Source organism: Pseudomonas sp. AC136 (assembly GCF_979258585.1).
Genome location: NZ_OZ409865.1, coordinates 4,174,750 through 4,195,646, shown reverse-complemented (window position 1 = coordinate 4,195,646; position 20,897 = coordinate 4,174,750). Strand labels below are relative to the sequence as shown.

Here is a 20,897-nt window from a genome sequence, read left to right as displayed (position 1 = left end):
TCCAACCCTGGCCAGTAGAGCGGCGCCGCGCCACTCGTGCGAATTAGTCAGCACAACGCCGCTAATTAGCGGCGTTGTGGTTTTACTCAGTCTCGGACGTAGATGATCTCTGGACCATCATCGTCATCTTCCTCATCCCAGAAGCCGTCGTCGTTATCGTCCGTACCGGCCACCTTGACGCCAGCGCGACGCAAGGCGCGCTTGTCGTCCAGTGCCTGCAACTGTGCACGCGCTTCATCTTCGATGCTCTGATCGAGTCGTGCCAGCTCAGCTGCGTATTGCGGCTCTTCGGCGATACGCACGGAACGCTCTTCGAGGTAGCGCATGATATCGAAGCAGAGCTTTTCTGTGCCTTCTTTACCAATCGCCGAAATCACATAAACCGGACCGGTCCACTGCAGACGATCAGTGATCTCCTTGATGCGAGCGTCTTGCTCTTCTTCAAGAATCTGGTCGGACTTGTTCAGCACCAACCAACGATCACGCTCAGCCAGCGACGGGCTGAATTTGCCCAACTCAGACACAATCGTTTCGGCTGCTTCGGCCGGATCGGAAAGGTCCAACGGCGCCATGTCGACGAGGTGCAGCAGCAAACGAGTGCGCGCCAAGTGCTTGAGGAAGCGAATGCCCAGGCCGGCGCCATCGGAAGCGCCTTCGATCAAGCCGGGAATGTCGGCAACCACGAAGCTCTTGTAGCGATCGACACTGACCACGCCCAGGTTTGGCACCAGCGTGGTGAACGGGTAGTCGGCCACCTTCGGCTTGGCGGCCGAAACCGAGCGAATAAAGGTACTTTTGCCGGCGTTCGGCAAGCCAAGCAGACCCACGTCTGCCAGCACTTTCAATTCCAGCTTGAGGTCGCGGGACTCGCCCGGCTTACCCAGGGTGGTCTGACGCGGCGCACGGTTGGTGCTGGATTTGAAACGGGTGTTGCCCAGACCATGCCAGCCGCCGTGGGCGACCATGATGCGCTGACCGTCTTTGGTCAGGTCACCGATGATTTCCTGGGTAGCGGCATCAATGATGGTGGTGCCGACCGGCACGCGCAGCACGGTATCTTCACCCTTGCGCCCGGTGCAGTCGGCGCTGCCGCCATTGGAGCCGCGCTCGGCGTCGAAGCGACGCGTGTAGCGGTAATCAACCAGGGTGTTGAGGTTTTCATCCGCGACCATGTACACGGAACCACCGTCGCCGCCATCGCCGCCGTTCGGTCCACCGTTCTCGATGAACTTCTCACGACGGAAGCTCATGCAACCGTTACCACCATCACCTGCTTTTACAAAAATCGATACTTCATCGACGAATTTCATCGGCACGCCTCCCGCCGCAATAGCGGGCTAGATAACACAAGGAACATAAGACTTTTGCAAAACCCAGCGAAACAGCTCCCGGTTGATTTTGCAAAAGCCTCAAGCTTTCAGAAACAAAAAAGCCCCGTCGCGAGACAGGGCTTTTCCAGCAACACCGCGATTAAGCCGCGATGACGCTCACGTAGCGACGACCGAAGGCGCCTTTAACTTCGAACTTGATCACGCCTTCGACTTTAGCGAACAGAGTGTGATCTTTACCCATGCCAACGCCGTAGCCAGCGTGGAATTGGGTACCGCGCTGACGCACGATGATGTTGCCTGCTTTGATAGCCTGGCCGCCATACATCTTCACGCCAAGGCGTTTAGATTCTGAGTCGCGACCGTTGCGGGTACTACCGCCAGCTTTTTTGTGTGCCATGAGTCAATACTCCTAATAAGGATTTGGGCCGAAAGAATTAGGCCGAAATACCAGTGATTTTGATCTCAGTGAACCACTGACGGTGGCCCTGACGCTTCATGTGGTGCTTGCGACGGCGGAACTTGATGATGGTCACTTTATCGTGGCGGCCTTGTGCAATCACTTCGGCTACAACTTTAGCGCCTTCAACAACCGGTGCGCCGATAGTCACGTCGTCACCATTGCCGATCAGCAGAACGCGATCGAAAGTAACGGCTTCGCCAGTGGCGATTTCGAGCTTTTCGATCTTGAGGTATTCACCTTCGGCGACTTTGTATTGCTTGCCACCGGTAACAATTACTGCGTACATAATTTTGCTCCGTTAATCCTGCTCACCCAGCGCTTTATAGGAATAGTCGTCGGCTGGCATGGCTGCTTGGGGCCGGAAGGACGCCCTTGCAATTGCGTAAGGCAGGTGCTGCCCAGGGAAGTTCAGGGGCCGCGATTGTACGCAAGGCTTTGGCCCCGCGCAAGCACCCGCAGCACTTGCCTTGACAGCCTTACACCTGCCCCCTAGCATGCCGCGCAACCTTCGAGGAGCACGTGTCACTGATGCAACCACAGGCCTTCTATAACGTGGTGGCGGACGATTTTACCGCCGTCGATGGCATTATCAGACGACAACTGGTCTCCCGCGTTCCTCTGGTAGAGAAAATAGGCGACTACATCATTTCCGCCGGCGGCAAGCGTTTGCGCCCGCTGCTGGTTCTGCTCTGCGGCAAAGCGCTGGGCGGCCAAGGTGATGATCTGCGTCTGTTGGCTGCCACCATCGAATTCCTTCACACCGCGACCCTGCTGCATGACGACGTTGTCGACATGTCGGGCATGCGCCGTGGCCGCTCGACCGCCAATGCGTTGTGGGGCAATGCGCCCAGCGTGCTGGTCGGCGACTTCCTTTATTCACGCTCGTTCGAAATGATGGTCGAGCTCGGTTCGCTACCGGTGATGCAGATTCTCTCACGCGCCACTCGCGTGATTGCCGAAGGCGAAGTGCTGCAGCTTTCCAAAGTGCGCGACGCCAGCACCACCGAAGAAACCTATATGGAAGTCATCCGCGGCAAAACCGCGATGCTTTTCGAGGCTTCGACCCACAGCGCCGCTGCCTTGATTGGCGCGAGCGCTGAACAGTCCACAGCGCTGCAAGCCTTTGGCGACAACCTTGGCGTGGCATTCCAGTTGGTGGACGACCTGCTCGACTACCGCGGCGACGCCGAAACCCTCGGCAAAAACGTGGGCGATGATCTGGCTGAGGGTAAACCGACGCTGCCATTGATCCACACCATGCGCGAAGGCACCGCTGAGCAAGCCAGCTTGGTCCGCACCGCCATTCAGAAAGGTGGCCTGGAAGACCTGGAAAGTATCCGCGCGGCTGTCGAAGCATCCGGCTCGCTGGATTACACCGCCAACCAGGCCCGTGACTACGCCGCTCGAGCGATTGCGTGTCTGGATGTACTGCCAGCCAGCGAATACAAAGACGCGCTGATTGAGCTCAGCGAATTCGCTGTCGCCCGCACCCACTAAGTTTCACGCAACCCCGAAAGCCCGGCCCAGCGCCGGGCTTTTTATTGCCGACAATCGTGCAATACGAACCGGCACAAATTAGACCTTGCTATTATCTCAATAGGAATTATTCTCATCAAACCAAAAGAAGGAGATGAGCCATGACCTATTTGATTGATGCTTGGCTAGACCGTCCGCACCCGTACCTGCGGATTCTGCACCGCGATACCGGGAAGGTTTGTGCCGTACTGGAAGAAGAAGCGCTGGACGAATTGCGCGAGCAGGGCGACCTGGATCTGTCCGGCCTGAGCTCCAGCGAGCCGACGGTACTCAAGGAGTTGGTACGCAACCTGTTCCTGTTCTGCTACTCCCGCGCGCTGCGCCCTTCTTCCGACCTGCACTGACCAGGAGCCCAGACCGTTGACGCACCTGCCCCGAAAAAACAAAAGGCCGAGAGCATTCACTCTCGGCCTTTTGCGTTCTGGGCAACCTGCTCGCTTACCGCAAGCCGCCTACTCCAAAACCGTAACGAGCGACGGTGTAGCAAGGCAAAAACAGGGGAGCAAGCGGAGTTGGCTGTAGCCAATGAGCATTGAGAGTCTGTTTTTAACGCCGCTAAACCGAGCGCAGTAGGTTTTTACAGAATTTCCAGCAGCTCTACGTCAAACACCAAAACACTGTGCGGCGGGATGCTGCCAACAGCCTGGCCGCCATAGGCCAGCTCGCTCGGTACGTACAGGCGCCATTTGCTGCCAGTGCCCATCAGTTGCAGCGCTTCGGTCCAACCAGCGATCACGCCACCCACCGGAAATTCAGCCGGTTGGCCACGATCGTACGAGCTGTCGAACACCGAACCGTCAGTCAGCGTGCCGTGGTAGTGGGTACGCACGGTGCTGTCGCGGGTTGGCTTGGCGCCGTCGCCAGCGGTCAGCACTTCGTATTGCAGACCCGATTCCAGGGTCACGATGCCGGCGCGCTTGGCGTTCTCAGCCAGGAACGCACGGCCTTCGCCAGCAGCGGCTTCAGCTTTGGCAGCTTGCTCGGCCTGCATGATTTCGCGGATCACTTTGAAGCTGGCCGACATGTCTTCCTGGCTAACGCGGCTGGCGTGGCCACGGAACGCGTCGGTCAGACCAACCAGAATGGCGTCGAGGCTCACGCCCGGTGGCGGGTTGTCGCGCAGTTGGTCGCCCAGTTGGCGGCCGATGCCGTAGCTGACGCGGCTCTCATCGGTGGTGAAGGTATCGATATTCTGTTCGGACATGGCGCTAACTCCGCTGAGGCCAAAAAAAGGTCGGCCAGCCTAGCACAGAAGCGCTGGCTGGCCGATGTGCAGCGAACCGGTCAGTGCTTGGTCAGCTTGTCCAGGTAACCCATGGCAAAGGCCGACACCACGAAGGTCATGTGAATGATCACGTACCACATCAAATATTCCGGCTCGATGTTCTTGGCATCCATAAACACCCGTAGCAGGTGAATGGAGGAAATGGCCACGATGGAGGCTGCCACTTTCATCTTCAGCGAGCTGGAATCCATCTTGCCCAGCCAGTTGAGCTTCTCCTTGCCCTCGTCAATGTCGAGTTGGGAAACGAAGTTCTCGTAGCCCGAAATCATCACCATCACCAGCAAGCCGCCTACCAGCGCCATATCGATCAACGACAGCAGCACGAGAATTAGCTCGGATTCTGCCAGGGCAAACACATTCGGCAGAACATGGAAAATCTCCTGGAAGAACTTCAGCGCCAATGCCAGCAACCCCAGCGACAAGCCGAAGTAGATCGGCGCCAGCAGCCAACGGGAGGCGTACATCGCGTTTTCAATAATGCGTTCCATGGTCGCTCACAGCAGGTCAAAAGTGAGCGCGAGTATACCCAGCGCACTTGACGAGACAAGGTGCGAACCGAGCGCAAAAAGTAACGGAATTGAACGGCCAGATCTTATCTACACGTTCTGTGGATAACGTTGTGGACGGCCTTCGGATAGACGGCTCCAGCAAGCGCCACGTCGGGCTTCTACGGGAACGCTCAAAAGCTGAGCAAAGATGACTTCTAAGTTTCCGGCCCGACTTGGTAATCGCCCAAGTGGCGGCCACGGTCAGCATTCACACGGCGCAATTCGGCTTGTAAATGCAGGCACCAAATAGCCGGTTCATCGCTCTCGCTGTAACCAAGCTCGGCGAGGTTAGCGGCGATTGCTGCGAGCACCTCTTCAGCCACGTAGGGCCCGTGGAATGGGCCTTGCGTTTTAATCGCAGAAGGTTGGGAGGCGGCCATTCCAGCACCACAAATGAGAACCCACAGCCCGTTTTCGCCTGCCAGCGGGCGGATCACGCATTCGATACGGGTGATCAGACCAAGACAATGACGGGTGAGGCAGAGGCGGCGCGGCATCACGGCGGCCCTCTTGTGGTGTGGGGTCAGACTACACCTGGCCCGGCGGTTCAGGGAAGCCTGCAGGTTATCCCCGCCGCTTGTGGATAACTCTGTGGATGGACCGTGGGAAAGCCGGCCCAGCCACCATCCGCTGTGGCCGGGCTCGAACTGCTCAATGACTGACCAGCCATCGGGCGATCATTCGATCATTTGACGTCGGCTTTTGACCCCGCTTTGCCGGTCAACACAGCGGCTGCTTCCGCTTCGACGCTCTTCTCTTCCTCTTCTTCGAGCCCCATTTCCGCAATTTCACGCAAGCGCTCCACTACCCGCGCATTCACGCTGCCTTCGGGGAACTCGCCGTTCTCGTCCGCCGTGCCGACCGCCTCGCCAACCAGCAGCCCCAGCGCCTCGTCCACCTGCCGAACGGCATACACGTTGAACAGCCCCGCGCGCACGGCTTGCAGCACGCGCTCGTCGAGCATCAGGGTCGCCACGTTGGCGTACGGAATGATCGCGCCCTGTTCGCCCGTCAGGCCACGCGCTTCACACAGTCGAAAGAAGCCTTCGATTTTCTCGTTAACGCCGCCGACCGCCTGCACTTCGCCGAACTGGTTGATGGAGCCGGTAATGGCGTAGCACTGCTTGAGCGGCGTGCGCGACAACGCGGAAATCAAGGTGCACACCTCGCCCAGCGAGGCGCTGTCGCCGTCCACGTAACCGTACGACTGCTCCAGCGCGATGCTCGCGGAAATGGCCAGGGGGAATTCCTGGGCGTAGCGGCTGCCGAGGTAGCCGGTGAGAATCATCACGCCCTTGGAGTGAATCGGCTGACCGAGATTGACCTCGCGCTCGATGTCGACAATCCCGCTGTTGCCCGGATACACCGTGGCCGAAATACGCGCCGGCACACCAAAGGCCGAGTCGCCCACTTCCAGCACGGTGAGGCCGTTGCACTTGCCGACGGCCGCGCCGGCGGTGTCGATCAGAATGATGCCCGCCAACATGTCATCGAGAATCCGCGCCGAGACGCGCCCGGTGCGCGTGGCTTTGGCTTTCAGCGCGCGCTCGATATGGCCGGCGTCGGTGACCGTGTCGTTGGCGAGCTGGCGAATAAAGTCTGCCTCGCTAACCAACTGGAACAAGTCGCCAATGCGCGCCGATAGCCGCCCCTGATGCTCGGCCAGGCGCGCGCTGTAGGTCGCCAAGCGCGCCACCGCATCGGCGGTCAGCGGCGCCATACCCTCCTCCGAGGTGCGGGTTTTCAACAGCTGGGCAAACTGCTCGAGGCTGTCGTCGTGCAGGGGAATGTCTTCGTCGAAATCCACCAGTACGCGAAACATCTCTTGGAAGTCCGGGTCGTGGTCTTGCAGGGCGTAGTACAGCTGGCGGGAGCCGATGATCACCACTTTGATATGGAGCGGAATCACTTGCGGCGTCAGCGTCACGGTGGCCAGGCGGCCCAGTTCACCGAGCGGCGATTCCATTTTCAATTTGCGCGCATGCAGGGCGCGCTTGAGCGCGTCCCACACAAACGGCTCACCGAGCATCTTTTCGGCTTCCAGTACCAGAAAACCGCCGTTGGCCCGGTGCAAAGCGCCTGGGCGCAACTGGCGATAGCTGGTGTAGAGCGCACCTTGGTCGGTGCTGTATTCGATGCGGCCAAACAGGTTGTCGTAGGTGGGGTGCGACTCGAATACCACCGGCGCGCCGCCGCTGGCGTGATGGCCGACCACCAGGCTCGGGCAGTACTGCTCTTGCAGGAATTTGCGCGCCTCGGCGTCGACTTTATCCACATCCACCAACTGCTCGACCACGGTCTTCAGCAGGTTGACTTGCACTGCTTGCAAATAGGCGCAGACACCGGCGTTTTCCGCGTACTTCTCCGACAGCGGCCCCAGCAACGGCTGCAGGCCCAAGGTGATGGTTTCTTCATTGAGCTGGCGCAGTTGGTTGCTCGACTCACGCTTCCACTGCGGCAGACTGGCCAGCTCTTCGTTCAGGCGCTCTTCCAACGCCGAAATGTCGGCGTGATAACGCTCGCGTTCGGCTTCAGGCAGTTGCGCAAACTCGGCCTCGTCCAGCGCCTTGCCTTCCTTCATTGGAGTGAAGGCGATATTGGTGCTGTCGCGGTACAGGGCGATTTCTTTTTCCAGCGACAGCCGCTCAATCACATCCAACGCACGGTCGTAGCGCTGATTGAAGGCGCGGTCGATGGCGCTCTTTTTTTGCTGGTAGGCCGGGTGCTCAAACACGGCCGGAAAGGTGGCCATCAGGTTGTCGATCAGGCCTTCGATATCGGCGATGAACGCCGTGGCGGTGCCTGGCGGCAATTCAAGCGCGCGGGGCTCGCGGGTTTCATCGAAGTGGTTGACGTACACCCAGTCCGACGGCGTTTCCAAACGCTTGCCTTCAGCCTTGAGGTAACGCTTAACAAAGGAGAAGCGGCCGGTGCCCGGCTCGCCCATAACAAATACGTTGTAACCGGGGCGCGGCATGGCCACACCAAACTGCAGCGCCTCTACCGCGCGCTCCTGGCCGAGTACGCCGCGGAACGGTTCCAGATCGTCGGTGATGGTGAATTTGAACTGACTAGCATCGAAGGGACGGGTTAGCGCGTCGGGCGCCAAGCGCAAGCCATTGGCAACGGGATCAGGCATCGAAAATCCTTAGTTCAGATGGGCAGTCATCGTTCGCGGCCATTCTGGCGCCGCCCGATTCTGTCTGGCAAGGCGTTCTTCCTTGACACCAACGCCCCGCCCTACAAAGCTCCGTGCACCGCGTTAGAAGAAGAACAACCACCTTGAAACGGACTTTATTCGCTCTGGCGTTAAGCCTCGCAGGCCTGGCCCACGCAGCCCCGACGCTGACGCACCAGCGCCTGCAAGCGCTGGCGAACGATCCGTACTGGATTGCGCTCAACCACTATGAAACCGGCAAGCTCGGCGGCTGGCGCAGCTATGTGGATGACCCGCATTTCTTCCTCGCACCCAACGGCGAGAGCCACCCGGACGCCGAGCTGGCCGCCACCCTGGCGGCTATTTACGCCGCGCCCGACAACGGCGATAAACATGCGCAGTGCGTGTACCCGGCACGCACCCGGTGGCTGCGCGAGCAGTTGCAGCTCAACGACCTGCCGACGCCCAATTGCAGCGAATTTAACGCCTGGTTCAAAGACATCGCCCCGCACAGCGCCGTGTTGATTTTTCCGGCGGCGTACCTCAACAGCCCGTCGTCCATGTTCGGCCACACCTTGCTGCGTATCGACCAGGCCGACATCGACAGCGACAACACTGCCCTGCTCAGTTACGCCCTGAACTTCGGCGCGTTTATCGAGGGCATGGACAACAGCATTCTGTATGCCTGGAAGGGCCTGATGGGCGGCTACCCCGGCCTGTTCGCGCTGGTGCCCTACAGGGAGAAACTCGCCGAATACCGCAGCCTGGAAAACCGTGATTTATGGGAATACCGGCTGAACCTGACGCCCACCGAAACCGCGCGCATGGTCGAACATGTGTGGGAGCTCAAACAGATCCGCTTCGACTATTTTTTCTTCGACGAAAACTGCTCCTTCCGCTTGCTCGAACTGCTGGAAATCGCCAGGCCAGGCCTGGAGCTGACCGAGCAATTCCCGATCACCGCCATTCCGACCGACACCGTGCGAGCGGTGAAAAATGCCGGCCTGGTTAACAGCATCGACTATCGCCCTTCGCGTGAGCGTGAATTGCTGGAGCGCGCCAAGCCGCTGAGTAGTGACGAACAACACTGGGCCCTGAAAGTGGCCGATGACCCGGCGCAGCTGCAAAGCCCGGCATTCATGCAGCTGGCCATTGATCGCCAGGCCTTGATTCAGGACGCCGCCTTTCGCCTGCAACGCTACCGCAGCGCCAGCGGCGAGCGAGACAGCGGCAGTGCTCAACGCAGCTATGCCTTGTTGAAAAGCATCAACCGCAACCCGCCGCCGCCGCTGACGGTCGAACGCCCAGGCTTGCCGGAACAGGGCCACGAGTCGCGCACCTGGCAACTCGGCGCCGGCAGCCGCGACGACCGCGCGTTCGCCGAGTACGGCCTGCGCATGGCCTACCACGACCTCAACGACAACCTCTACGGCTTCCCGCTCGGCGCGCAGATCGAAATCTTGCAACTCAAACTGCGCCAATACGAAGGCAACCATTGGCAGCTGCAACGGCTCGACCTGGCTAACATCCGCTCGCTGACGCCGCGCAACGAGCTGTTGCAGCCGTGGTCCTGGCAAGTGGCGAGCGGGCTGGAGCGGGTGCTGGGAGAAGACGGCGACGAGCGCCTGGTGCCCCACCTCAACGGTGGCGTGGGCGGCACCTGGGCGTTGACCGACGACACGCTGGGCTTTGCCCTCGGCACGGTGCGCATCGAGCACAACAGCGATTTTGCTGCGTTCGTGTCACCGGCCGCCGGCTTTAATACCGGGCTGCTGTGGAACAACCCGGTGGGCAACCTGAGCGTGGAAGCACGCGGGGACTACTTCGCCAATGGCGAGGTGCGGCGCAGCCTTAGCCTTAACCAGCAATGGGAAATATCGACGAATTTGGGCCTGCGCTTATCGGCCAAACGCGAATTCAGCCAGCTCGCCTCGCCTGAGAACGAAGTGAGCCTGGAAGTGAAGTTGTACCACTATTGAGCGTGGCGGCTGACGCTTGTTGGGCTTCGCTTCGCTCACCGAGCGCGGACCGACCCAACCTACGACTGATCCGTAGGTTGGGTCGGTCCGCGCTCGGTGAGCCCAGCGAAGCCCAACGGCGCCCCCGCTTCCACACAAGCTTTACGCCGTTTTGACGTTTTTCTCACAGAACCCCGCGCACACTCGCCCTACCCGTTGAGGAGAGTTCCCGTGCGCCCGTTCCTGTTGGTAATCCCCATTCTGGCGCTGCTCGGTGCCTGCCAAAGCAGCTACGACTATTTAGTCGGCCAGGGCTACCCCGAGCCGTTCGCCGCCGGATATTCCGACGGCTGCGGCAGTGGTCGTCAAGCGGCGGGCGCTATCAGTGGTGGCTTTAAAAAAGACGTGCCGCGCTACCTGAAAAGCGCGCAGTACGCGGAAGGCTGGACCGATGGTTTCCGCCAGTGCCAGACCGAAGCCGAGAGCGCGCAGTTGCGTGCGTATGAGGAGCATCGCAACAGCGACCGCGACGAGAAGTGGGAGCACGACACCGACCAAGCCATGGCCAAGGCGATGCGCTCCCACTAACGCCTGTTGTTACAGGCGCATACCCACGTCGATGGCGCGGCGGGCCAGGTTAAGCACGGTCGTGCTCAGCAGCTCCAGCACCCAACGCAAAAACGCCACGGTCAGGTTGGCCGCAGACGGCAAGGGCCGGCCGAGGAAGCGGAATATCTGCACGATCAGGCTGTTCAGCGAATCGCCAATGGCCGCGCACGCATTGGCGCCCGTGACCAATAGCCCAGCAATCTGGTCGAGCACCGTCATGGTCCCGGTAATTGCCGTGCCGGCGACCACACCGAGCGCCTTGCCGATCACGTACTGCATGGCCTGGGAAATCATCATCAGCGACGTCGCCGACAGCATCAGCACGCTGCCGTTGGCGTTTTTCAACCAAGCCTGCACATCGCGTTCGAGGGTCGTTTGCTGCACGCGGCGCAGCCCGCTCCAGGTCGCATCGCCAATGGTGGTTCGGTAGTTGCCCATCTTGTGCGCGTCGAACGAAAACGAGCTGCCCCACGGAAGCTGACACACCGGACCGTCATCGGGCGCGTGGGCGAAGGGGAAGATGGGAATCATGCTGACCGGATCGGCCAAGTGGTACACGCGATGGATATTTTCCGAACCCAACTTGCTCGTCAGGTTACGGGCAAAACCAGCTACGCCCACGCGTGGCGCGCCGAAGGTGTACAGCTTGACGTTGCCAATGCCGGCCTGACTGAGGTGATCCGCCGCCAATGAGGCGAGCGCGCCGCCCAGGCTGTGCCCTACGCAGTGAATGGTGCTTGGCTTGCGCCCGCGCATAAAGCGGTCGAGATCATCGCGAAACGATTTGAAGGTTTCGTTGAAACCGGCGTGCACCGGCCAGGCGCTTGGCCCCTGTTGCAGGCCGCAGTTGGCATCGGTGAGCCAATCCTGAGTGATGTCGGTACCGCGAAAGCCCAGCAGCACTTCGCCTTGTCGTGTGCCCAAGCCTTCAACGCCATAGGTGAAACCGGTGGTCTTGCGAATGATCGCGCCACTGGTGCCGGCAGACTGCTGCGCATTCTTGAAATCGAACAGGCCGCCCAAGCCCTCGGCCGAGGCGTAATCCTGCAGGGTTTCCGTCGAGCCCATGCCTTTGGCGTAATACACATGGAAGGCGACGCTGGCTGCTTGTTTAGGAGATAAAGAACTCAAACCTGATTCCCTTCTGGCTCTGAAACAATGAAGTCACTAATAGCCGAGCTACTAATGCCGTGATTATTTTTGCGGCACGCAAATACCGAAACTGCGAATTTCCGGATGGCCGACTGGCTCATCATTGAGGTCGCACACCAGATTCAGTGGCTGCCCTTTGAGTTCGCCGTTTTCGTCGTAGTTGTCCTTACCGTGCAACCAGCCTTTGTAGTCCTTGCCCTGATAAGACAGGCGCAGCTTCTGCTCGATGACCGGCTGATGCGGCAAGCCGGCGGTTAGCGATTTGCCGGTAATAACCGGAAAGCGGAAACGCCCTTCGGCGTCGGTGACCGCGACCTTGCTGCCTTTTTCGTCCTTCCAGTGCCAGTCGTACTCCTGCGTCACTTCAACCCCTTGCACGGGTTTGCCATCAAGCAGAACGATGCCGTTGACCTCGGAAAACAAATACAGCGTCTTGGAAAATGCCATTGCGTGTCCCTGTACCAATAGTCCCAATAGAAGCATTGCCATAGAGGCTGCGATGCGACTCATGTGTAGATCCCTCTGTATCGCGCCAGGCGGCACGTAACCGGCTTCGACCACAGGCTGACCGAAACGATCCAGCACCCGGCAAGTCGGCCGATCCTGGCCAGGCACGCAGCCTGGACGGACCCGAAGTATACCCAAGCGCTCGCCGGGCTCGCTGTGGCGCGACGAACAGATTGTCAGAGTTGGACGTGCGTCATGCTTTTTTCGTCGGCAAAACCTGACCACGCACGGCCTGCCAATCCAGACCGAAACGCGCCAGATATTTACGCAGGCGGTCAGCATCGTTGGGTTGCGCCTTGGCTTGGCGCGAAACGCCGAACAGCTGGCGGCCCGCCGCAGACAGGCTTTCGGCGTCGCGACAGACTTTTATCACCGCGTTGAGCTGCAAGCGGTCAAACAAATCCAGCTGTGCGCCCTCCTCGCCCAACAGCCCATCGACGTCGTCGCGCGCTGGTTTTACGCCCCAAGCGCTTTGCAGGCGGGCGATCTCTTCCTGCACCTGCGCCTCATCTATGCGCCCGCTGTCGGCGAGGGTCGCCATCCGTGTGATGGAAGCGGAAAGTTCGCGAAAGTTACCCTGCCACAGCGCTTCAGCCGAGCCGGCAAACGCCAGGTAGCGGCGCCGAGCTTCCAGATTGAAGCGCACCAGCCGGTTTTGCTCGCGGGCGTGCCGTTCCAGCTCGAAATCAATGTTGGGCTCAATGTCTTCACGCCGCCCTGCCAGGCCGGGCAAGGCGAAGGTCCAGAGATTGATTCGCGCGAACAGGTCTTCGCGAAACAAGCCCTGCGCTACCCGCTCACGCAAGTCGCGGTGAGTACCGGCAATCAATAGAAAATCACTTTGCGCCTCTTTGTCCGAGCCCAATGCAAAGAAACGTTTCTCCTCTACGGCTTTCAGCAGCATGGCCTGCTCATCGAGCCCGAGCTCACCGATTTCATCGAGAAACAGCATGCCGCCATCGGCCGAACGCAACAGGCCTTCGCGGGCATTTTGAGCGCCGGTAAACGCGCCCTTGGCGTGGCCGAACAACGCGGACATGGCGCCATCGCCACGCAGGGTGGCGCAGTTCACTTCAACAAAGCGCCCCTGAATCTGATGGCGGCTGCGCTTGAGCTCATAAATGCGTCGCGCCAGAAACGACTTGCCCGCGCCTGTGGGGCCCATGAGCAACATCGGAGCCCGGGAGCGCACGGCGACGCGCTCGATCTGTTCAATGGACTGGTTAAACGCCGCGTTTCGCGTCGCGATACCAGCCTTGAGAAAGGCCAGGCCTTCCAGACGCTCATGGCGAAAGCGCGAGGCGATCCGGTCGTAGCGCGACAGGTCGAGATCGATCAGCGCGTGCGTACCGGTTACCCGATCATCGTCGCTGCCTCGCCTGGACGGCGAGGTTTGCACCAGCCGCGCCGGCAGGTAGCGCGCTTCGGTCAACAAAAACCAGCAAATCTGCGCGACGTGGGTGCCGGTGGTGATGTGCACAAGGTAATCCTCGTGCTCGGTATCAAAGACATAGGCGCTGACGAAGTCATGCAGTGCGCCGTAGACCTCTTCGAAATCCCAGGCATTGCGCAACGCCATGGGGTGCAGGCGCACCTGGGTTTCCGGCGATACCTGGCGGATATCGTCAGCGATGCGCTCGGCCAGGCCGAGATCACGCGCGTCGGTGCCGTGGATCAGCTCCAGCCGATCAATAAGCAGCCCCTGCTGCTGGCACAAACCCACGCTTGGCCGCCAGTTACTCCAGCGGTTGGCGCCTTTTCCGACCCGGTCGAGGGTCGCGCCGAGAAAACCCATTGCCACTGTTTTGCGTGCCATTTCCTGGCTCCCGACCCGAACTCACTATCGAAACTTATCTTTTTGGATAAATGCCTATCTTAAAATATAGCCAAGTCGTTACACCTAAGCCTTTTGTTTTTCTAAAATCCTGATTTTTAACTTTAAAAACAACCACTTAAAAAAATTTAAAAATAGTGGCACGACATTCGCTATTACCGTTATGCCACATCGCCAAGCAGGCCTACGGGTAGAGGGTCAGACCTCTCCGGTGTGCAGACCCACCCAGCGTGTTGGTGCTGCATATGCCGCCGCTACAACGATATGGCAACGGTCCGGTAGCTCAGTCAGGTAGAGCACCACGCCTGGCGTGGAGGTCGCAGGTTCGAATCCTGCCCGGACATTGGATAGCTCAGCATGGTAGAGCAGCCCTTTCGGGGGCCGGCCGCGGGTTCGAATCCCGCTCCAAAACCGCCCTTCACGGCGCTTTAAAACATGAGCAATACCCGTCGACGGGGTGCCCGCATGCAGTGAGCACCCAGCCGGTCGGCCCGGCCAGCAGGCCGGACAGCGAGCAGAAGAACGTCGCGCTTCAAGGATGAAGCCAAACGCCCGGCATGGGCAGCGACACACCTTCACCCCGCCGCCCCCCCTGCCACGCTCGACCCACCGGCAACGTCGGCACCACTTAAAAGGAATTGAGCAAATGAACCTGTTTACCAAGCGTTTTGTTGTTAAGAAAAACCAGCGCGGCCTGCTGCTTCGCGACGGCGACTTCCATCGCGTGCTGCAACCTGGCGTGCACAAGCTGCGTGACTTCAGCGACCGCCTGAGCCTGGAGCTTTTCGATCTCAACAAGGCGTTGTTCGAACATCCGATGGCCAACTATCTGCGCAAGCATGAGCCCGCCTTGGTGAGCGAACATTTCGAATGCATGGACCTTGGCGAAACCCAAGTCGGCCTGCGCTACGAAGACGACAACCTGGTGGAAATACTTTCACCAGGCAGCCGCCGCCTGTACTGGAAAGGCCAGAGCGAGCAACGCCTGCAACGCATCGAATTGGGCCATACCTACCGACTCGACGCTGCGCTTACCGCCCAACTGGGCCAGATCGGCCTGCGCGGCAAAGGCATCGACGGCATGGCCGGCGTGCTGATTGTGCAAGTGCCGGCGTTTCAGGTCGGCGTATTGAAAGTGGACGGCAACCCGGCGCAACTGCTTGAAACCGGCAGCTACGGCTTCTGGCGCTTCAACCGGCAGATCGCTGTAGAACTGGTCGAAACCCGCATGCAGGTTATGGAAGTCAGCGGCCAGGAAATTCTGACCCGCGACAAAGTCAGCCTGCGCCTGAACCTGGCGGCCAACTGGCGCTATGACGATGTGCTGAAAGCGTTCTCGCAAATCGCCAAGCCGCTGGACCACTTGTACCGCGAACTGCAATTCGCCCTGCGTGCAGCCGTAGGCACCCGTACGCTGGATGAACTGCTGGAGAATAAACAGCTTATCGACGATACGGCCACCACTCTTCTGCATACCAAATTGCAGGGCACCGGTTTGCAGATCACTGGCCTTGGCGTGCGCGACATCATTTTGCCGGGCGAGATGAAAACCTTGCTGGCCAAAGTGGTAGAGGCGGAGAAAGCCGCGCAGGCGAACGTGATTCGCCGTCGCGAAGAAACCTCGGCGACCCGGTCTTTGCTTAACACGGCGAAGGTCATGGAAGAAAACCCGACGGCATTGCGCCTGAAGGAACTGGAAACCCTGGAGCGCGTGGCCGAGCGAATTGACCGAATCTCGGTATTTGGCGGTCTCGACCAAGTGCTTAACGGCTTGGTGACCATCGCCCCACGCTAGACGACGAACGAACAGCAACACCCCGGCGCAACAGACGCGCCGGCATCGGAATAAAGGAACAGCACCATGAGCACCAAGACCTATCAACTGCTGGAAGTGGCGAACGGAAAACCCATCAAGCTCTGGACCCAAGGCGTGCCGGTTGAAGACGAAGCGCGTCAGCAATTAATCAACACTGCGAAGATGCCATTTATCTTCAAACACCTGGCTGTGATGCCGGATGTGCACTTGGGCAAAGGCTCGACCATTGGCAGCGTGATTCCCACCCTCGGCGCCATTGTTCCGGCCGCTGTGGGCGTTGATATCGGCTGCGGAATGATCGCCACCCGCACCTCGCTGAAAGCTTCCGACCTGCCGGACAACCTCGCCGGCCTACGCAGCGCCATCGAACGTGCGGTGCCTCATGGCCGCACCAGCACCCGCTCCGGGCGCGACAAAGGCGCGTGGGAGAACGTACCCGACGCCGCCGATCAGGCGTGGGGTTCGCTGGACGGCCGCTTCAAGGTGATTACCGATAAATACCCGCGCCTGGCAAAAACCAACAACCGCGCGCACCTGGGAACGTTGGGAACCGGTAACCACTTTATCGAGGTGTGCTTGGATGAGGCCGACCGTGTCTGGTTTATGTTGCACAGCGGATCACGAGGCGTGGGAAACGCCATTGGTAACCTGTTTATAGAACTGGCCCAGGCCGACATGCGCCAGCATATCGCCGACTTGCCGCACCGCGACCTGGCGTACTTTCAGGAAGGCAGCGAGCACTTCGACGACTACGTGGAGGCAGTCGGCTGGGCGCAGGACTTCGCCAAGCAGAACCGCTTGCTGATGATGCAAGGCGTGATCAAAGCCACTCGCGCCGTGATCAGCAAACCCTTCGACGTGGATGTACAGGCAGTGAACTGCCACCACAACTATGTGCAAAAAGAACGGCACTTCGGTGAAGACGTATTGATCACCCGCAAGGGCGCGGTATCGGCGAAGAAAGGCGAGTTGGGGATTATTCCCGGTTCCATGGGCGCCAAGAGCTTTATCGTGCGCGGTCTCGGCAACGAGGAAGCGTTCTGCTCTTGCAGCCATGGCGCCGGCCGCGTGATGAGCCGCACCCAGGCGAAGAAGCAATTCAACGTCGAAGACCAGATCCGCGCCACCGCGCATGTGGAATGCCGTAAAGACGAAGCCGTGATCGACGAAATTCCGATGGCTTACAAAAACATCGATCAGGTGATGGACGCCCAACGTGAGCTGGTGGAAGTACTGCACACCTTGCGGCAGGTGGTGTGCGTTAAAGGATGAGGACGCTATGAAAATGCTAACGACCTGGCTGCAGCGGTTAAAAAAACCTACCAATAATCCTGTTGAGGACTGCTACCGACAGCGGGCCTTGGCGATGCTGGAAAACGCCAAAACCTTGGACGACTGGTGTTTGCTCAGCCACAACTACAACGGTTTCGTTCGAGAAGTCGCCGTGCGAACGCTCGCGCAAACACCGTGCACACAGTCGCTACTAGCTCTCATCGAACGGGCAAACGATTGGGTGGTCCAGGTGCGCGAGCTCGCCCAAGCCGCGCTCAAGGACTACCTGCAGCCGAAGTATCAATGCGAACTGCTGGAAGCACTGCCATCCTTTGTAGCGCTCCTTCACGAAGACAGAGACGACCATCGCGCCTTGGTAACGGCTGTTGAAGGTGTATTAATAGCCGCCCCTTCCCACGCCAAAAGTGTCGAACATTTGGAGAAGTTACACGGACGGACAGCACGTTTTCTGTTTGTCGCGCTGGCGCGCTCATCGGATGTCCCGCTTCTGCCCACGCTTCAGGCTGGACTGCGCCATAGGGATGTTTCGGTGCAACGGATGGCACTGCAAGCCGCTAGCCGACTGCCAGCAGACCAAGCGCGAGCGTTTTATCTAATTGCGCTGGACAAACGCGGCAGTGCTGCGCGCCTGTTGGCGTTGCGGGGGTTATACGAGCTGGACAAGGTTAGCCAGCAACCACATGCATTGCTCAGCACCGCACTGCTCGATCCATCGAGCTCCATCCGCAGCTTTGGCCGCTGGCAAGCACAGAACCTGAAAATCGACTTAGTCGACTTTCTGCTGCAACGCTTGCAACGACCTCTACCAGAATCCAAGCGCGCGTGGACAGGCCTGTTGGGCCTCGCGTGCGAAGTGAAGGCGCCGCAGGCAAGCAATCTTTTTGAGGAGGCGCTGAAACTGCCGAACGCCGATTTACGGGTGCTAGCACTGAAAGGATTGCAACTGACACTGCCGGACGGCGATATGACCTATGCCATGAACAGGCTTAACGACACTTCTTCGCGGGTGTTTAACTGCGCGGTAGAGATTCTGGAAAAACGCTACACCTGCGAAGAACTGCAACCGCTGTTAGAGCCGATCCTAAGTGATCCCAGCCAGATACCCGATCAGCAACGCCTAAGCTCCCTGCTTGGATTGCTACCCGGCTGGCGACAACTCGATTACCTACTGCGCTGGCATGAAACGACGAATGATCAGTCTGAACGATGGCTTCGGTTGATCGATACATGGGGTGAACAGCACAGCGGGCGCCTGGACTACACAACACCCAAGACTGAGCGGACACTGCTTTGGTCCCAAGTGATAAGCCTGGTAGCAAAGGGATACCTGCCAAAATCGATTCTGCTCGCAGGTGATTGACGACTTAGCGCCGACGAACCACCCCAAAAAAAACGGAGCCCTTGCGGCTCCGTTTTTTGTTCAACCCAACGCTTACTGCGCCAGTTTCTTGTGCCGTACCCGATGCGGCTGGGCGGCTGCGTCGCCGAGGCGTTTTTTGCGGTCGGCTTCGTATTCGGTGTAGTTGCCTTCGAAGAACACCGCTTGCGAGTCGTCTTCGTACGCGAGGATGTGAGTCGCTACGCGGTCCAGGAACCACCGATCGTGGGAGATCACAATGGCAGCGCCAGGGAAGTCGAGCAGCGCTTCTTCCAGCGAGCGCAGGGTTTCGACGTCGAGGTCGTTGGACGGTTCGTCGAGCAGCAACACGTTGGCGCCTTCTTTCAAGGTCAACGCCAGGTGCAAGCGGCCACGCTCACCACCGGAAAGGTCTTTGACGAACTTCTGCTGGTCGCCGCCTTTGAAGTTGAAGCGACCCACATAGGTACGCGACGGTACTTCGTAGTTGCCGATCTTGATCATGTCGGAACCGTCGGAAACCATTTCCCACACGGTTTTGTTGCCGTCGAGGTCGTCGCGGCTCTGGTCGACGCAGGCCAGTTTCACGGTTTCGCCCACTTCGATGCTGCCCGAATCCGGCGTTTCCTTGCCCATGAGCATGCGGAACAGGGTCGACTTACCGGCACCGTTACCACCGATCACGCCGACGATGGCGCCTTTGGGCATGCTGAACGACAGGTTGTCGATCAGCGCGCGGTCGCCGTAGCCTTTGCTGACGTTGACGAAGTCGATGACCTTGTCGCCCAGGCGCGGGCCAGCGGGAATGTAGATTTCGTTGGTTTCGCTGCGCTTCTGGAATTCCTGCGATTGCATTTCTTCGAAGCGTTGCAGACGGGCCTTGGATTTCGACTGGCGGGCTTTGGCGCCTTTGCGCACCCACTCCAGTTCTTCTTTCATGGCCTTTTCATGAGCCGACTGCTGCTTGGACTCTTGCGCCAAGCGGTCGGACTTAGCCTCCAGCCAGCCGGAATAGTTGCCTTCGTACGGAATGCCGGCGCCGCGGTCGAGTTCCAGAATCCAGCCGGCGACGTTGTCGAGGAAGTAACGGTCGTGCGTGATCGCTACCACGGTGCCGGGGAAGTCGTGGAGGAAGTGCTCCAGCCAGGCCACCGAGTCGGCGTCCAGGTGGTTGGTCGGTTCGTCGAGCAGCAGCATGTCCGGCGCGGACAGCAGCAAGCGGCACAGGGCGACGCGACGTTTCTCACCACCGGAGAGATGAACGACTTTTGCGTCCCAGGCCGGCAGACGCAAGGCGTCGGCAGCCACTTCCAGCTGACGCTCGAGGTTGTGGCCGTCGGAGGCTTGCAGAATGGCTTCCAGCTTGCCTTGTTCCGCGGCAAGGGCGTCGAAGTCGGCGTCTGGCTCGGCGTAGGCGGCGTATACCTCGTCGAGGCGCGCTTGGGCGTTTTTGATCACGCTCACGGCTTCTTCGACGACTTCGCGGACGGTTTTTTCTGGGTCCAGCTGCGGCTCTTGCGGCAGGTATCCGATGTTCAGGTCCGGCATCGCGCGGGCTTCGCCGTTAAATTCGGTGTCGACGCCCGCCATGATTTTCAGCAGCGTGGACTTACCCGAACCGTTGAGGCCGAGCACGCCGATTTTGGCGCCGGGGAAGAAAGAGAGAGAAATATTTTTAAGAATTTCCCGCTTCGGCGGCACTACTTTGCCCAGCCGATGCATGGTGTAGACGTATTGAGCCATGAGGAACCCAGCTTCTATGAGAGGTGTCTTGATAAGGGGAGGCACAAGCCGAAGGGCTTATGCGCAGCGATAAGTAGGTCAGCCTAGTCATCGCTTGGGCGCGAGCCAAGTGCCTGCAAGGCAACCGGTCGAGCGGGCTCACGCGTGTGCCGCAAAGCTACCGTAATGTGCCGAACAGGGCAAACCGGCACTCGTCGGCATAGCTGGCACTTTGCCACACATGTAGGCATTCTTAGCCGTTTTGGACGACCTGCCGCCGTTGGCAGCCGTTAACCTGCTACATCTGTAGTAGCCGTCAGCGCAGGATTTTC

At 59.4% G+C, this 20,897-nt stretch carries 18 protein-coding genes and 2 tRNA genes; 9 read left to right on the top strand and 11 right to left on the bottom strand.

The window, feature by feature from the left end; genetic code table 11:
- Window positions 1-86: 86 nt before the first annotated feature.
- The 3 genes from cgtA to rplU form a co-directional block, all read right to left on the bottom strand.
- The gene (cgtA, locus tag ACZZZU_RS18780; RefSeq protein ID WP_122450170.1) at window positions 87-1,310 is read right to left on the bottom strand and encodes an Obg family GTPase CgtA; all 1,224 of its coding nucleotides are present in this window, start codon (window positions 1,308-1,310) and stop codon (window positions 87-89) included.
- A gap of 160 nt (window positions 1,311-1,470) precedes the next feature.
- The gene (gene rpmA / locus ACZZZU_RS18775; RefSeq protein WP_122450171.1) at window positions 1,471-1,728 is read right to left on the bottom strand and encodes a 50S ribosomal protein L27; all 258 of its coding nucleotides are present in this window, start codon (window positions 1,726-1,728) and stop codon (window positions 1,471-1,473) included.
- Between the two features lie 37 nt (window positions 1,729-1,765).
- On the bottom strand, window positions 1,766-2,077 hold the full coding sequence (rplU, locus tag ACZZZU_RS18770; protein WP_108098632.1) for a 50S ribosomal protein L21: 312 nt from the start codon (window positions 2,075-2,077) through the stop codon (window positions 1,766-1,768).
- Between the two features lie 242 nt (window positions 2,078-2,319).
- On the opposite strand from rplU, the gene ACZZZU_RS18765 reads away from it, so the two are divergent.
- The gene (locus ACZZZU_RS18765; RefSeq protein ID WP_463551471.1) at window positions 2,320-3,288 is read left to right on the top strand and encodes a polyprenyl synthetase family protein; all 969 of its coding nucleotides are present in this window, start codon (window positions 2,320-2,322) and stop codon (window positions 3,286-3,288) included.
- Window positions 3,289-3,428: 140 nt separating this feature from the next.
- Window positions 3,429-3,671, top strand: coding sequence for a PA4570 family protein (locus ACZZZU_RS18760; protein WP_122450173.1), 243 nt, complete (start codon window positions 3,429-3,431; stop codon window positions 3,669-3,671).
- A 233-nt stretch (window positions 3,672-3,904) separates the two neighbouring features.
- On the opposite strand, the gene ACZZZU_RS18755 is transcribed toward ACZZZU_RS18760, so the two are convergent.
- The 4 genes from ACZZZU_RS18755 to ACZZZU_RS18740 form a co-directional block, all read right to left on the bottom strand.
- Window positions 3,905-4,531 (bottom strand): FKBP-type peptidyl-prolyl cis-trans isomerase, encoded by a 627-nt coding sequence (locus ACZZZU_RS18755; protein ID WP_122450174.1) that lies wholly within the window; start codon window positions 4,529-4,531, stop codon window positions 3,905-3,907.
- Between the two features lie 80 nt (window positions 4,532-4,611).
- Entirely contained in the window at window positions 4,612-5,100 is a 489-nt protein-coding gene (locus ACZZZU_RS18750) for a TIGR00645 family protein (protein WP_122450175.1), read from the bottom strand.
- Between the two features lie 215 nt (window positions 5,101-5,315).
- Window positions 5,316-5,657 (bottom strand): PA4575 family protein, encoded by a 342-nt coding sequence (locus ACZZZU_RS18745; protein ID WP_122492960.1) that lies wholly within the window; start codon window positions 5,655-5,657, stop codon window positions 5,316-5,318.
- A 188-nt stretch (window positions 5,658-5,845) separates the two neighbouring features.
- Complete coding sequence (locus ACZZZU_RS18740) at window positions 5,846-8,299, bottom strand: Lon protease family protein (RefSeq protein ID WP_463551470.1); 2,454 nt, start codon at window positions 8,297-8,299, stop codon at window positions 5,846-5,848.
- A 143-nt stretch (window positions 8,300-8,442) separates the two neighbouring features.
- Between ACZZZU_RS18740 and ACZZZU_RS18735 the strand changes: the two genes are divergently transcribed.
- Window positions 8,443-10,296 (top strand): Lnb N-terminal periplasmic domain-containing protein, encoded by a 1,854-nt coding sequence (locus ACZZZU_RS18735; protein ID WP_463551469.1) that lies wholly within the window; start codon window positions 8,443-8,445, stop codon window positions 10,294-10,296.
- A gap of 210 nt (window positions 10,297-10,506) precedes the next feature.
- A complete protein-coding gene (locus ACZZZU_RS18730; RefSeq protein ID WP_463551468.1) occupies window positions 10,507-10,863 on the top strand; it encodes a hypothetical protein in 357 nt (118 codons plus the stop codon).
- A 9-nt stretch (window positions 10,864-10,872) separates the two neighbouring features.
- Here the strand turns inward: ACZZZU_RS18730 and ACZZZU_RS18725 are convergent, their stop codons facing one another.
- The 3 genes from ACZZZU_RS18725 to rtcR all read right to left on the bottom strand — a co-directional run bounded on the left by ACZZZU_RS18725 (window position 10,873) and on the right by rtcR (window position 14,359).
- Entirely contained in the window at window positions 10,873-12,015 is a 1,143-nt protein-coding gene (locus ACZZZU_RS18725) for a lipase family protein (RefSeq protein ID WP_463381735.1), read from the bottom strand.
- Between the two features lie 63 nt (window positions 12,016-12,078).
- On the bottom strand, window positions 12,079-12,483 hold the full coding sequence (locus ACZZZU_RS18720) for a DUF6795 domain-containing protein (RefSeq protein WP_463551467.1): 405 nt from the start codon (window positions 12,481-12,483) through the stop codon (window positions 12,079-12,081).
- A 253-nt stretch (window positions 12,484-12,736) separates the two neighbouring features.
- Window positions 12,737-14,359, bottom strand: a complete 1,623-nt coding sequence (rtcR, locus tag ACZZZU_RS18715) for an RNA repair transcriptional activator RtcR (RefSeq protein WP_463551466.1) — start codon at window positions 14,357-14,359, stop codon at window positions 12,737-12,739.
- 289 nt (window positions 14,360-14,648) lie between these two features.
- On the opposite strand from rtcR, the gene ACZZZU_RS18710 reads away from it, so the two are divergent.
- The 5 genes from ACZZZU_RS18710 to ACZZZU_RS18690 all read left to right on the top strand — a co-directional run bounded on the left by ACZZZU_RS18710 (window position 14,649) and on the right by ACZZZU_RS18690 (window position 18,846).
- Window positions 14,649-14,721 (top strand) — tRNA-Gln (locus ACZZZU_RS18710).
- Window positions 14,719-14,788 (top strand) — tRNA-OTHER (locus tag ACZZZU_RS18705). The genes ACZZZU_RS18710 and ACZZZU_RS18705 overlap by 3 nt, the downstream gene beginning before the upstream one ends.
- A gap of 235 nt (window positions 14,789-15,023) precedes the next feature.
- On the top strand, window positions 15,024-16,172 hold the full coding sequence (locus ACZZZU_RS18700) for a slipin family protein (protein WP_463551465.1): 1,149 nt from the start codon (window positions 15,024-15,026) through the stop codon (window positions 16,170-16,172).
- 66 nt (window positions 16,173-16,238) lie between these two features.
- Window positions 16,239-17,465, top strand: a complete 1,227-nt coding sequence (locus tag ACZZZU_RS18695) for an RtcB family protein (RefSeq protein WP_463551464.1) — start codon at window positions 16,239-16,241, stop codon at window positions 17,463-17,465.
- A gap of 7 nt (window positions 17,466-17,472) precedes the next feature.
- A complete protein-coding gene (locus tag ACZZZU_RS18690) occupies window positions 17,473-18,846 on the top strand; it encodes a HEAT repeat domain-containing protein (RefSeq protein WP_463551463.1) in 1,374 nt (457 codons plus the stop codon).
- A 72-nt stretch (window positions 18,847-18,918) separates the two neighbouring features.
- Here ACZZZU_RS18690 and ettA read toward each other — a convergent pair whose 3' ends face one another.
- Complete coding sequence (gene ettA / locus ACZZZU_RS18685) at window positions 18,919-20,586, bottom strand: energy-dependent translational throttle protein EttA (protein WP_110617354.1); 1,668 nt, start codon at window positions 20,584-20,586, stop codon at window positions 18,919-18,921.
- Window positions 20,587-20,897 lie beyond the last annotated feature (311 nt).